The organism is Alteromonas sp. Mac1 (assembly GCF_001562125.1).
Classification (GTDB): domain Bacteria; phylum Pseudomonadota; class Gammaproteobacteria; order Enterobacterales; family Alteromonadaceae; genus Alteromonas; species Alteromonas stellipolaris.
Genome location: NZ_CP013932.1, coordinates 1516773 through 1530579 on the forward strand (window position 1 = coordinate 1516773; position 13807 = coordinate 1530579).

The window sequence follows — 13807 nt, forward strand, 5'->3', positions numbered from 1 at the left end:
GTGTTTCTGCTGATAAAAACGTAACAGCGCAGCCACCCGCTAACTTAGTAAACGCACAATTAACTACGTGACGTTAGGTATTCGTGAACTGAGTTGGCATCACGCTCAACAGAGAACTTAATTAAGTTAACACCGTTACATGTTAAACCGTCTTCTGCAGTAACCATGCGTAATACTTCACGTTGGCTAGCGCCAATACGACCTACGTTGCGGGCAAGGTTTGAACGCAATACTTTAATATCATCAAGTACAACCGCTTTACAGAAACCAGAAAATTGTGTTTCGCCTACAAAACGAACGTCTTTTTCTGGGGCAGCGTTAGCGTTAACAGCAAAAGCTAGTGCAGCAGTAGCCGCTAAAGTTTTAAGTAATTTCATCATTAGATCCTCAAAGGTTTTGGCAAACTCATTAAAAGCAGCACAAGGAAGGTGTTCCCTGAGTGCCCTTTATTTATGACCTAAAATGGAAATTAATGCTGTTTAAAGATTGTATAAGGTGAGTAAACTAACGGTAAATCAGAATGTTACTAAGTCTTTAACAAACTATACGCCTGATTTATATACACTTATTAGTTTGGATTATAACGGTTCGTTATAGGTGAGGAGTTTTTACTATTAAAAAGGTCTAATACTTTCGTCTATCACTGTACGAAAAAAAGCCTTTTGTATGAAATTTTCACAAAAAAAAGACGGATTAACTTGATGCAATCAGGTCAACCCGTCTTATTTTGTTGTAATAAAACTACATTTTAATCATATTTTCTTGCGCGTTTTGTAGAAATGGCGTCGATGTAAGCATGCCATGATGCATACCCGATAAGTGGCATTAATATGATAAAGCCGACGAACCCGGTAACAAAACCAATAGCGACTGCCGTAAATATAATTGCACCCCATATAAGCATGGGAACTTTGTTTACCCATACTGCGTTAACACTAGTCAGTAACGCCGTGGCCAAATCGACTTTTCGTTCCATTAATATAGGTTGAGTGAACGCAGTCACAAATAACATGGCTAAGGTGAAACCCGCACCGACTATTGAACCCAGTACCAGAAATGGCATCAAACTCTCAAGGGTGGTTTCAATGTTCGAAGGGTACAATGCGTGAATAAGTGATGCTACACGTAGCCAAAAAATCATCATCACCATTAGCAATATGCCAAACCCCCACTCATTCACAGCGTTTCTTCGCATCGCTCGCAATGAATGCATAAAGGTAGGCTTGTGCCCTTTTTCCAACTCCCAGCTTACATCATATAAACCTGCAGCTAAGAAAGGACCAATCAACATGAAACACACAATGGCAGGCATTATCACTAGATGCCAACCTGTCATTTCTACCAAGTACATTATGAACCAAGGGATCACGGCAAACATAACACCATACACCGCGGTTAAAATAGGTGTACGCATTGCGTCACGTAAACCAAGTGAGAGCCATTTTATAGGATCGCCTATATCGAGTTCCTTACAAGGGATCACCCTTGCAATACCACTTTGAGTTATCGCATTTTCTGGGGTTTCTTTAAAATGGTGCGACATAATGAGAACTACCTCTGCTATTACACGTAAAAGGTGTTGGCGCGCCCATCCTAATGCGCCGTACTTATACGATAGGACGATTCACTTAATTTTACAATTAATTAACAAGATTTTAGCGTTTTTGATAAGTTTTTATTTCTAATTGGCTGTTAATTGGTGACTTTAATTTATGAAGTTTTTTTTAATATTGTGTTTAACGATCAATTTTTAGGTGTTTTCAGTCAGTTTTATGATGTAAACCACAATTAGCCGTACACTTTTCAACCAAATCGAAATATTTTTCACGTTTAGCGCTAAATTAGGCTTCGCAAGGGTATGTGGTTTACGTTAACCTCAAGGTCTGTAAATTAACCAGATAGACCATGAAAACTGTATCTCGCTCACACAAATTAGATAACGTTTGTTATGACATTCGCGGCCCCATTGCGGCACAAGCTAAAAAAATGGAAGATGAAGGCCACCGTATTTTAAAACTAAATATTGGTAACCCTGCCCCATTTGGCTTTGAAGCCCCCGACGATATTCTTAAAGACGTTATTCATAACCTGCCCACTTCTCAAGGATATTCAGATTCAACGGGAATTTACGCAGCACGTGTGGCCGTCATGCAGTACTACCAGCAGCGCAACATTCAGCATATTCGTGTAGACGATGTATACATTGGTAACGGCGTTAGCGAATTGATAATGATGGCCATGCAAGCGCTACTTAATCATGGCGACGAAGTACTGATCCCGAGCCCTGATTATCCACTGTGGACCGCCGCTGTAAGTTTGTCATCAGGCTCTCCAGTACATTATCGTTGTGATGAACAAGCTGGCTGGTTCCCTGACTTAGACGACATCAAAAGCAAAATCACCAGCAAGACACGGGCTATTGTATTAATTAATCCCAATAACCCTACTGGCGCTGTTTACGATAAAGCCTTGTTGCAAGACGTAGTCAATTTGGCAAGAGAACATGGCTTGGTTGTTTTCAGTGATGAAATTTACGATAAAATTCTATACGACGATGCCGAACATACCTGTATTGCCTCTCTTGCTGACGATGTATTTTTCGTTACCTTTGGTGGCCTGTCTAAAAACTACCGCGTAGCAGGGTTTCGCTCTGGTTGGCTAGTGGTAAGCGGCAACAAACGCCTAGCAAAAGATTATATTGAAGGCTTAAATATTCTTTCTTCAATGCGAATGTGTGCAAACGTGCCTTGCCAAAGTGCAATTCAAACGGCGTTAGGTGGGTATCAGAGCATTAATGACCTAGTGAAAGACACGGGTCGTCTGCGTATTCAGCGTGATGTTGCGGTAGACATGCTTAACAGTATTGATGGAATACACTGCGTTAAACCCAAAGGCGCGATGTATTGTTTTGCCCGAGTTGATGAGAAAAAATTCAACATAAACAATGATGAGCAGATGATTTTAGATTTGCTCCGCGCTGAAAAGATTCTATTAGTACACGGTAAAGCGTTTAATCTGACTGACGGCGTTTATTTCCGTTTAGTGTTTTTACCGCATAGTGATGTGCTAGTTCCGGCGCTTCACCGTATAGGTAACTTCTTTCAACACTATCAACAAGGCGCTTAATGTGTCAGATAAAAGTCATTTTTTTGCTCACCTTGCCCGATTAAAGCTTATTAATCGCTGGCCACTTATGCACAATGTACGTACTGAAAACGTTCAGGAGCATAGCTTACAAGTGGCCATGGTGGCTCACGCCCTCGCCTTAATAAAGAACAAGTTTTTTGGCGGAACATTAAATGCAGAACGCATCGCCACTATCGCCATGTTTCACGATGTGTCTGAAGTGCTAACGGGCGATTTACCAACACCGGTAAAATACTATAATCCAGACATCAAGCACGAATACAAAAAGATTGAAAAGATAGCCGAAAATATTTTAATCGACATGGCACCAGACGCATTCAAAGAAGATTACGCTTCACTTATTGATGCTAATTTTCATACTGAAGAAGAAGCTTTTATTGTTAAAGCTGCCGATGTGCTGTGTGCCTACTTGAAAACTTTAGAAGAACTTTCAGCAGGAAACCAAGAATTCAAACTGGCTAAAAAGCGGTTAGATAAGATTTTAAAAGAATATCACTCAGATGAAGTCGATTATTTCTTAACCCGCTATGTACCTAGCTTTTCGCTTAGCTTAGACGAAATTACCCAGGAAGAAATTTAAAAAAGGAACACACTGTGACAGTACAAAAGTGGGAACAAGAATTACACGCACGCAGACTGCCGCGCAGTGTTTCTCGAGATGGTGATCATCGTAATCCCTACCAGCGAGATAAAGCTCGCGTACTGCACAGTGCCGCTTTTCGACGTTTACAAGCCAAAACCCAAGTATTAGGTGTTGGCCTAAGTGACTTTTATCGCACTCGTCTTACTCATTCTTTAGAGGCTGCGCAAATAGGCACTGGCATTACCGCCCAATTAATCGGTAAGTTTCCAGATATCGCCAGCAAATTAGCCCTTGATGCCACGCTTATTGAAACCCTATGCTTGGCTCATGATATCGGCCACCCGCCATTTGGTCACGGTGGTGAAATTGCCCTTCATTATATGATGCACGAACATGGCGGCTTTGAAGGCAACGGCCAAACTTTTCGCATAATTACTCAATTAGAGCCCTACACCGCCGAACATGGCATGAACCTATGCCGCCGAAGTGTACTGGGCCTTGTAAAGTACCCTAATTTTATTGATTCTTTAACAGCCCCTAAGGTTTACGGTGAACGCCCCGCTTCATTACGCCAAGTAAAAGCCAGCCAGTGGCATCCCCCTAAAGGCTTGTTTCGCTGTGACGAACCTTTATTCGATTGGTTACTAGCGCCGTTTAGCGCCTCTGACAAAGACAGGTTAATGTCTTTCAATCAGTTTGATACCAAGCACAGTAAAACCCGCTTTAAGTCGTTTGATTGCTCAATTATGGAACTTGCGGATGATATTGCCTACGGCATCCACGATTTAGAAGATGCGATTGTGATGGATATGGTGAATCGACAAGATTTTATTAGTGATGTCACCGTTCCGCTAAAAACACTAGAGATAAAATGGTTGTCAGATAACATTGATGAACTTACCGATAAGCTTTTCAGCAAAGCTCATCACGAGCGTAAAAACGCCATTGGTGCTCTGGTAAACAGTTTTATTACGGCCATAGAAATAGCCGATGTAGAAGGCTTTGAGCATCCACTGCTTGCTTATAATGCCAAAATGCCTACCGACTTTGAAAGTGGCTTAGAACTATTTAAGCGTTTTGTGTATAAAAAAGTGATTCGTCGCCCTGATGTACAACAGCTTGAATATAAAGGTCAAATGGTAGTAATGGAGCTACTAGAAGCCTTTAGTTCTGATCCCGAACGCTTATTGCCAGAAAACACGCAAGAGCGCTGGTTGAAAGCATGCGAACAAAGCAACGGCATGCGAGTGCTTGCTGATTATATTTCCGGTATGACAGATGAGTTTGCCTCACGGTTATATGGAACACTTTTTTCCCCTCGACAAGGTGGTATTCAAGACAGCTTCCATATTTAGCGTTAGATGTGGAATAAGGTTATTAAGGTATGTTGCGCAAGGCTAATCTTTAACCGCATCAGCAACAGTTTTTGCAGTTACAACTTGGTTCACGCTCCCTTGAATAACTACGGTGGCTGATATTTTATCCTGAATGGCCTGTCTGTTTGGATCCCAGTAAACCTGTAAAAAGCCTAATAGCCCCGTCGCAAAACCGGCTCCGTAGCCGCCGTACCGGCCAAAGCAATCAAGCATGCCAAGTGGCTCTCCGCTTAGCGAAACCACGCGAATATTACATACTTTTTTACCTGGAGTTTGTCCGCGCCAAAGTAACGAGAACAAGGTAAAGTAAACAGCAGCCCAACCAAAACCTAGACCTAAGTCTTGTATAATGCCTTTGCCCCACTGCAAAATACTGGTTACAGGTGTTGTGTTGCTTTCATTGGTAACTTCGTCCGAAATGCTCTCTGGCGCTAAATCTAAATTTTTAACACCATCACCTGCTGCTATAGCTTCACCATCTGCTATGACCATTAAGTGCAAAAGCGCTCGAGTAACTTGACTATTTCCAACGTCTTCAATTTCAGCAAGCTCAGGCAATTGAGTAACTAATTTAGCACTAGCAGCACTTTGGCAGATATCATCGCAGTTTTTATCGTCGTCTGTTTGCGCTAAATATGTGCGTATTATTGATTTATCATGCTCACTTAACTCCTCTTTTTGTTCTGCTTTGTTTATTTGTGTTCCTTGTATGGTGCTATCGCCTTCAAAGAAGTCTATTGCTAACGAGAGTACCGTTAGCGTGCTTACAAATAAAAAGCTTGCTGCAAAAAGCTTTAGGGCTCTGCGCCAAAACGACGACATTTTAGGAAGGTATTGTTGTGCTGTGCCTTTATAAAAAGCCATAGCAGCAACAAAGGCAATTAACGTTGCGCTAAGCTTTGCAGCCATAAATATTAAAATGACATCAATAACCATTGCCATTGCGCGTTTAACAGGTGGAGCCAAAGGAATACCTAATAGCGCTTGGTCAACTTTGAAGGCATACGGGGTGATCACATCTCTGGTTTCAGAATCTGATAACGCTAACTGCTCTATTTCGTCGGCTTTCATTTTTATACTTGTTATTACAATGAGTAAACCACTTAAGTTACGCGCTTTTCATTTTTAGCTCAAGCTAAAGCTATTGATTACTAAGCATAAAAAGGCATAATGAGTTTGATTGGTATCACTTATTACCATAGTGTCTCATTGTGTTCTTTTTAATTCATGAAATTTTATTCTTATTAAATGGGTCTTTATTTATACGCGTCGAATCTGTAGTTACTTATTTATAAAATTCGCGTGTGTAATACCGTGTAATACTGCACGTGTAATACATGGTGCAATCTTAAAGCCTTGCCTTCACGTAAGTAGTGTAACCTCGGTGCCTTCGCGCGAAGTCGGCGTAACCTACTTTTCAGTTTTAATGTCTAAGCGCGCTCAATAATTATGGTGTAAGTATGTCTAAACCGTTCAAGCCTTCAGTAAAGCTAACCGACAATCATGTAACCCATGAAAATGTTTACCTTAATCGTCGTACGTTACTAAAGTCTCTTGGCTTTGTCGGTGCTTCCGCGTTGCTTTCAAACTCTGCAAATGCAGCGGGGTGGTTTTGGGAAGACGATGAAGAACAAGCCGCGGCATTCAAAACCCAAGCGCTTAAATTTAGTCAGCCTGAAAAGTACCAAATTAGCGAAACCCAAACCCCAGAATCCAAAGCGATTTCTTATAATAACTTTTATGAGTTTGGCACTGCCAAAGATGAGCCGGTTAAAAACGCGCAAGAATTCGATACATCTGAGTGGACATTAAAAGTCGATGGGTTGGTGAACAAACCACTCACGCTGAATCTTGATGATCTAACGAAACGTTTTCCACTTGAAGAGCGAATCTATCGTCTTCGCTGTGTAGAAGCCTGGTCTATGGTTATTCCTTGGATTGGTTATGAGTTAGGCGCTTTGTTAAAAGCGGCTGATCCTCTTTCGTCAGCTAAATATGTGGCCTTTGAAACCTTATACGAGCCCAAGCAAATGCCAGGTCAACGAAACCGCTTCCTTGGTGGTGGAATTGAATACCCTTATGTTGAAGGTCTGCGTTTAGATGAAGCTATGCACCCACTTACCCTAATGTCGGTAGGGTTGTATGGTAAAACCCTTCCGCCACAAAATGGCGCGCCTGTTCGTTTAGTGGTGCCATGGAAATACGGTTTTAAAAGTATTAAGTCAATTGTTCGTATTCGGTTGACCGATAAACAGCCCCCTACTACGTGGAACCGTTTAGCGTCTAACGAATACGGCTTCTACGCTAATGTGAACCCAGATGTATCACACCCTCGTTGGAGCCAAGCTAGCGAACGCCGTATTACCACCGGTGGCTTGCTATCACGTAATAGAATACCTACCGAAATGTACAATGGTTACAGCGAAGTGGCGCCGCTTTATGCAAACATGGATTTAAGCCGTCACTTCTAATGAAATTATTTAAAAAACCAGTTCGTGTTTCAAATTTAGCTCGCAGGTCATTAAAAGGTGTCATTCACTTACTGGCACTTGGGTATCTCGTTGGCCTTTTTTACGCGGGCGTAACCGATAATTTAGGCCCCGATCCTGTTGATACCTTGCTGAATGAAACCGGTATATGGGCAATACACCTTTTGCTTATTACGCTGATGTTGAGTCCACTAGCAAAAATACTGCCTAGCCCTGAGCCAATTAAGTTTAGGCGAATGCTGGGGATATATAGCTTTGTTTATGCGTTGTCACATTTTGCGACTTACATTCTGTTCGAATTGCAACTGGACATGAGTTTGATTGCTACCGAGCTGGTTAAGCGCCCCTATATTGTAGTAGGGCTAACCGCCTTGCTTTTACTCTTCGTATTAACAATAACGTCTTTTCAAAAAATACGTCGAAGCATGGGTAAGCGTTGGCAGGTTTTACACAACAGTATTTATTTGATAGTACCTTTGGCGTTGCTTCATTTTTCGTGGTCACAAAAAACAATATGGCAAGAACCCATATGGTATTGGCTGTTTGCCTTTGTATTGTTATTCAACCGAATTAAAGGATTGGTGACTACAGCGCTTAAAAAGCATTCTCGCAGTAAAAATCGGAAACACGCGACTTAGGCTTAATGCGTGCTCGGGTGGTATTAGCGAGTGATAAAAAACAACAGCGCGGCATATCGCGCTGTTTTGCTAATTCCTATTATCAATACGAAAAACCAAAAACGCGTACGTAAGGTACCGGCTAACAGAGTTAATGGGTCGCCAATGACTGGCACCCAGGCCAATAGTAAAGACCATTTCCCCCATTTCCTATACATGACTTCGGCCCGCATAAAGGTAGAGTGAGAAACGCGCAGTAATTTAGTTGCTACCAATTGGCCGTAGCGAAAGCCCAATACGTAATTGACGATTGAGCCCAATATATTGCCTAAAGATGCAACGACTAGTAAAACTAATGCAGAAGAACCGCTTAGCGCCAAGGTGGTTAATACAAGCTCAGAACTTAAAGGTAATATTGTGGCGGCAAGAAATGCTGAAACAAACATACCTATATACCCTAGTGTTATTAAACTGCTCACCGAAAATTACGCCTTATTTTTTTGCTACTAGGCTCATCCTAACGTGTTTAACCTAGTGGGATTCTGTGCGGCTGTAGTTTACCTAAGTCACAAAGTTAGTCATTAAGTTTGCTTACCTATTGATAGCAGTACTCTTGACCTCTAGCAGCTGTGCACTGAAGACATTGATATTGCGACATTTATGCGCAAATAACTCCCCCTCGTCAAATCGCAATTTCAATTCAAAAGTATTTAAGAAGTAAGCATTGTGTGAAAAAAACACAATTTAATGCTTGCAATCCTTTTAACTTAAAACTACTGTATACACATACACACTGTATAGATAGCCAGTCAAAAGATAACTTACGAAAAGGTAACGCTATGAACACTTCACCAATTGCACGTTTACAGGCATTACGTACCTCAGTGACCAATAAGTCTGTTTCAAGCACCGCTATTTCTAACGTTGTACAACTCCCCTTACCTTTCGAAGGTTATCCAGGCGAAGGGAAAGGTGGCACAAGTAAAGGTTGGAATTATCTATTAGCCGATTCAGTGTCATTTTCAAAAGAAGTCGACCACGCCATTCGTATTCAAAAACCTGAAAAGGAAAAAATGCCAGAGTGGATAAGCAAGCTGATAACCGGCGGTCAGTGTAAAACACTGTATGTTGAAAATATTGATTTAGATTTACAGCCTACCGACAGTGATATGATCAGAAAGCTTTGCAAACTTTATTCAGTATGTCTGGTAAATGTAAGAGTGGATTCAGCGTTAAATGAAGGCAACCTTGCAGTAGGGCCATGGTAATTCGCTTAATTTACCGTTAGCATTGCGCCCGCGTATGTATTCAATAGCGCCCTACTGACTTGGTTGTAAAAAATTATGCGATGTTATTGCTGTTCAAATTTACCATTTTCTTCATGTTGTGAACCTTTTTTGAAAGGGCAAGCTAAACCACAAACTGCTGCTCAGTTAATGCGGTCTCGTTTTTCTGCCTATGCCCGTAAGCAATTCGATTATGTACTGGCTACCTACACAAAGGAGCGTCAACCTGAATTAAGTGTTGATGAATTAACGGCTAATGCAGCTAATGCCACGTGGTTTGCACTGGAAGTGGGTGAAACTGGAAATGTTTCTTTTATTGCCCAAGCTGAAGGGGTGGCTGAGGTCGCAACACAAAATAATGAAGGGGCGACAGATACTGTCGATTTCACCGCTTATTATTTTGAAAACAAAAATCTTTATCAGTTACATGAAACTTCGAACTTTATTGTTGGAGATGGCCAGTGGCGCTACCACGACGGTATACTTCACGATGATTGCGGCAAGGTAAAATACGGTCGTAACTTACCCTGCCTTTGCGGTAGCGGGAAAAAATTTAAGCAATGCTGTGCAACGAAATCACGGTAGTGCCTGCTTGAGCAAGGTAATGACTTTTTTAAGCACCGGAGTGGTCACCTAAGCCGCGTTGCAGCCCATTCAGCGTTAATTCAAAACGTTGTTTCCAGCTGATTAGCTGGCACCTCATTTTATTTAATGATATCCAAAGCCTGAAGCAATTGAACCTGTTAGCTCGGGACTTTAGACCGTTTAATTCCATTCTTTTTATTCAAAGTTTTCACCTTTTATATCGCTTCGTACAAGTAGATTGCTTCTACGGCTGAACAATTATAAATATTTTAAAATTGAAAGTCATGAGTAAATCTCATCGATTTATGAAATTAAATCATTTTTATTCATCAATAAATCTGCGTATAAAACCCACTCTGCTCGACACAACTAATGTATTGCATTCGTTTTTAATTAGCCGCTACGGGCTTAATTGGAAAATACAGAACAGTTGTACTGAGCAAAAAAATTTGGGTTTATGTTTACACTATGGAATGTCAGATCACCATGAATAACACTTTTACTTTTTCGCTTAAGCGCGTTTGTTTCGATGAGAATTACCGTCCATCTGACAACACGCGTATCACTACTAATTTTGCCAACTTAGCAAGAGGTAATCGACGCCAAGATAATCTTCGAAACGCATTACAGATGATAGACAATCGTTTCAATGCACTAGCGTATTGGGACAATGTTAACGGCGATCGTTATTCGGCAAAGCTTGAAATCATTTCGGTTGATATTGACGTTGAAGGTAACGGTTGTACCTTCCCCACCATTGAAATACTAAAAACAAATATTCTTGATCGCAAAACCAATACAACCATCGAAGGAATTGTGGGGAACAATTTCTCGTCTTATGTTCGAGACTACGATTTTAGCGTGCTCTTATCTGAGCACAATAAAAACCAAACCCAATTTAGCATTCCGAATAATTTTGGTGATTTACACGGGAAGTTGTTTAAAGCATTCGTAAATTCAGACGTTTACAAAGAAAACTTCAGTAAATCGCCTGTTATTTGCCTAAGTGTTTCTGAAAACAAAACTTATCAAAGAACTGAAAATCAGCACCCTGTATTAGGTTTTGAGTATCTACCTGATGGCTCGTCGTTAACCGAGCAGTATTTCCAAAAAATGGGGCTACAGGTTCGCTATTTTATGCCACCTAACAGCGTTGCACCTTTGGCATTCTATCATTTTGGCGATCTACTAAACGATTACACCAATCTCGAGTTGATAAGCACGATTAGCACCATGGAAACCTTCCAAAAGATTTATCGCCCTGAGATTTATAACGCTAATGCGGTCGCCGGTAGAGTGTATCAACCAAACTTGAAACACCAAGATCACTCACTCACACAAATAGAGTATGACCGAGAAGAACGTAATCACTTAGCGGCTCAACAAGGTAAATTTGTTGAAGAGAATTTCATCAAGCCTTACCACAATATTCTTCAACAGTGGTCTGCAAACTGCGCCCTTTAACTCATTCAAACGTGTAGTACATATTATGAAAAAATTATTACCTACTTCTATTGCCGGCAGCTTACCTAAGCCTTCATGGTTGGCGCAGCCTGAAACACTATGGTCACCTTGGAAATTAAACGGTGAGGAACTGATCCAGGGTAAACAAGATGCGTTACGCTTGTCGTTACTTAACCAGCGACAATCAGGTGTTGATATTATCAGCGATGGTGAACAAACTCGCCAACACTTCGTCACCACCTTTATCGAGCATTTGAATGGCGTTGATTTTGAGCAGCGTAAAACGGTAAAAATTCGCGATAGATACGATGCCAGTGTGCCTATGGTAGTAGGTGAAGTAACTCGCCAAAAAGCTGTTTTTGTTAATGACGCTAAATTTTTGCGCCAACAAACTGATCAACCGATTAAATGGGCTCTTCCTGGCCCCATGACCATGGTAGATACCCTTTATGACAGTCATTATAAAAGTCGCGAAAAGCTCGCATGGGAATTTGCGAAAATATTAAACCAAGAAGCCAAAGAGTTGGAAGCTGCAGGGGTTGATATTATTCAGTTTGACGAACCTGCATTTAATGTCTTTTTCGATGAAGTGAATGATTGGGGTATAGCGGCACTTGAACGTGCTGCTGAGGGGCTTAAGTGTGAAACTGCCGTTCATATTTGCTATGGCTATGGCATTAAAGCCAACACCGACTGGAAAAAATCATTGGGCGCTGAGTGGAGGCAATACGAAGAGATTTTTCCAAAACTACAATCGTCTTCCATCGACCTAATTTCACTAGAGTGTCAAAACTCGCGTGTTCCCATGGAATTGATTGAGCTCCTTCGTGGCAAAAAAGTCATGGTTGGTGCCATTGATGTAGCGACCAATGCTATTGAAACACCAGAAGACGTGGCTAACACGCTTAGAAAGGCCTTACAGTTTGTGGATGCCGATAAACTATACCCTTGCACTAACTGTGGCATGGTGCCGTTGTCGCAACATGTAACACGCGGAAAACTCAACGCGTTGAGTGCAGGTGCTGAAATTATTAGGCAAGAACTGACGCGTTAATGGTAACGTCCTCATTGCTATTACAGAGCTGACACTAAGTTTGCATTTACGCTTACTCAACCTAGTTTGTCAGCTCTGCTTAGCCCGCTAGCCAATGAATAACATTAAGTAAAAAACGTTCGTTTTGCTGAGCTCCTATCGACCTCATACCGTGCTTTTCACCTGTACGTGTATCGATTTGAGATGAAAACATCATGCCTTCAGAAAACACCGCAACGCGCCCCTTACCCAATTCCAACAAGGCACCTTGACTCCAGCCTTCGATAGCTCTTCGAGGCGTGCTTGACGTTATTTCAAAAGGAACTTCTGGCTCAATAGATACCGCATGTGGCCCAAGGGTTAACAATGAAGTGGCCGCTTCTGGTGGTAAAAAGGCAGCGCCGCCAAATGTTTTAACTTGAGTCACTTCTTTAGTGTGAAACTGACTGTTTAATACTGATGTAAACGCGCCATTTTGACTTTCTTGCATAAAAACGGGAAGTTCGACATGGTTTGGGGGTTTGGCTCTAGGGTTGTCCTCAGCATTGGCTTTGGCGCTAGAATCATCGTGTGCATGGCTTTCTGCATAGCTTACTGTATGGCTCCCTAGGGTACCCGTTGCTTTGTTAAACAGTGTTGCCTTAACGTGGCCATTGGTAAACGTGAAGCCCAGCGCTGTTGCTAGGCTATCAATCACTTTAGGAAAAGGTGCGTGATCAGCAATAAGAAAAAGAGAACCGCCGTTACGTACCCACTCAACCACATCAGTCACTTCCTCATTAGTTAGCGCTTGGTTAAACGGGGGTTGCCAGTTGCTTCGCTTTTTATCAAGGGCGTTGGCGATAACAAGAATATCTACATTTTTAAGGGCTTGTTGGCTGAAACTTACCTTGTTTGATTCAACCGTAACTCCGTCGCTGAGCAACACCTGGGCAAAGGGTTTGAAGCGATTATTAATGTTAAGAAAATTGTGGTGAGCTTCATCAACCAACACTACTGGGCTGACATTTGCGGTGTAAGTCGCTGTTCGCCTGTAGGGTTCAAATGTCGCGTCTGCTTGCTGAGGGCTGTCAGTGCACGAAACCACTAAAAGCACATTGAAAAGAATAGCTATTCTCGCCATAGCTCTCATTAACACGTCCTTATGGATTGCTTCTAAAGTAAAAAGAATAAAATAAAGCTAAATATTTCATAGCATTAAAGTCATTTCCGACTGTAATTAGATTA

General features: G+C 41.6%; 14 protein-coding genes. 9 read left to right on the forward strand and 5 right to left on the reverse strand.

What is annotated here, in order from left to right:
* Nucleotides 1–59: 59 nt before the first annotated feature.
* Complete coding sequence (locus tag AV939_RS06340) at nt 60–377, reverse strand: DUF3718 domain-containing protein (RefSeq protein WP_057792150.1); 318 nt, start codon at nt 375–377, stop codon at nt 60–62.
* Nucleotides 378–748: 371 nt separating this feature from the next.
* The gene (locus tag AV939_RS06345) at nt 749–1543 is read right to left on the reverse strand and encodes a DUF2189 domain-containing protein (protein WP_057792152.1); all 795 of its coding nucleotides are present in this window, start codon (nt 1541–1543) and stop codon (nt 749–751) included.
* Nucleotides 1544–1905: 362 nt separating this feature from the next.
* Between AV939_RS06345 and AV939_RS06350 the strand changes: the two genes are divergently transcribed.
* The 3 genes from AV939_RS06350 to AV939_RS06360 are packed head-to-tail and all read left to right on the forward strand — an operon-like array spanning nt 1906 to nt 5085.
* Nucleotides 1906–3126: a pyridoxal phosphate-dependent aminotransferase gene (locus tag AV939_RS06350; RefSeq protein WP_057792153.1), complete on the forward strand. Its 1221-nt coding sequence runs from the start codon at nt 1906–1908 to the stop codon at nt 3124–3126.
* A 1-nt stretch (nt 3127) separates the two neighbouring features.
* Nucleotides 3128–3727: a 5'-deoxynucleotidase gene (gene yfbR / locus AV939_RS06355; RefSeq protein WP_057792155.1), complete on the forward strand. Its 600-nt coding sequence runs from the start codon at nt 3128–3130 to the stop codon at nt 3725–3727.
* 14 nt (nt 3728–3741) lie between these two features.
* Nucleotides 3742–5085, forward strand: coding sequence for an anti-phage deoxyguanosine triphosphatase (locus tag AV939_RS06360; RefSeq protein ID WP_057792157.1), 1344 nt, complete (start codon nt 3742–3744; stop codon nt 5083–5085).
* 42 nt (nt 5086–5127) lie between these two features.
* On the opposite strand, the gene AV939_RS06365 is transcribed toward AV939_RS06360, so the two are convergent.
* On the reverse strand, nt 5128–6177 hold the full coding sequence (locus AV939_RS06365; RefSeq protein WP_061997381.1) for an RDD family protein: 1050 nt from the start codon (nt 6175–6177) through the stop codon (nt 5128–5130).
* A 389-nt stretch (nt 6178–6566) separates the two neighbouring features.
* Here AV939_RS06365 and msrP point away from each other — a divergent pair, with 389 nt between their 5' ends.
* Nucleotides 6567–7577 carry a protein-methionine-sulfoxide reductase catalytic subunit MsrP gene (gene msrP, locus AV939_RS06370; protein WP_057792160.1) on the forward strand — a complete coding sequence of 337 codons (1011 nt, stop codon included), beginning with the start codon at nt 6567–6569 and terminating at the stop codon, nt 7575–7577.
* Nucleotides 7577–8233 carry a sulfite oxidase heme-binding subunit YedZ gene (locus tag AV939_RS06375; RefSeq protein ID WP_061997382.1) on the forward strand — a complete coding sequence of 219 codons (657 nt, stop codon included), beginning with the start codon at nt 7577–7579 and terminating at the stop codon, nt 8231–8233. Before msrP ends, AV939_RS06375 begins: the two co-directional genes overlap by 1 nt.
* Nucleotides 8234–8256: 23 nt before the next feature.
* On the opposite strand, the gene AV939_RS06380 is transcribed toward AV939_RS06375, so the two are convergent.
* Nucleotides 8257–8658: a YqaA family protein gene (locus AV939_RS06380; protein ID WP_061997383.1), complete on the reverse strand. Its 402-nt coding sequence runs from the start codon at nt 8656–8658 to the stop codon at nt 8257–8259.
* A gap of 393 nt (nt 8659–9051) precedes the next feature.
* Between AV939_RS06380 and AV939_RS06385 the strand changes: the two genes are divergently transcribed.
* The 4 genes from AV939_RS06385 (at nt 9052) to AV939_RS06400 (ending at nt 12601) form a co-directional block, all read left to right on the forward strand.
* Nucleotides 9052–9480: a hypothetical protein gene (locus AV939_RS06385; protein ID WP_061998171.1), complete on the forward strand. Its 429-nt coding sequence runs from the start codon at nt 9052–9054 to the stop codon at nt 9478–9480.
* A gap of 129 nt (nt 9481–9609) precedes the next feature.
* Nucleotides 9610–10083: a YchJ family protein gene (locus AV939_RS06390; protein ID WP_335339300.1), complete on the forward strand. Its 474-nt coding sequence runs from the start codon at nt 9610–9612 to the stop codon at nt 10081–10083.
* A gap of 486 nt (nt 10084–10569) precedes the next feature.
* Complete coding sequence (locus AV939_RS06395) at nt 10570–11547, forward strand: DUF1852 domain-containing protein (protein ID WP_057792168.1); 978 nt, start codon at nt 10570–10572, stop codon at nt 11545–11547.
* A gap of 25 nt (nt 11548–11572) precedes the next feature.
* Nucleotides 11573–12601 (forward strand): methionine synthase, encoded by a 1029-nt coding sequence (locus AV939_RS06400; protein ID WP_057792170.1) that lies wholly within the window; start codon nt 11573–11575, stop codon nt 12599–12601.
* Nucleotides 12602–12680: 79 nt separating this feature from the next.
* Here AV939_RS06400 and AV939_RS06405 read toward each other — a convergent pair whose 3' ends face one another.
* Nucleotides 12681–13703, reverse strand: a complete 1023-nt coding sequence (locus AV939_RS06405) for a DUF4350 domain-containing protein (protein ID WP_231751175.1) — start codon at nt 13701–13703, stop codon at nt 12681–12683.
* Between the last annotated feature and the right edge of the window lie 104 nt (nt 13704–13807).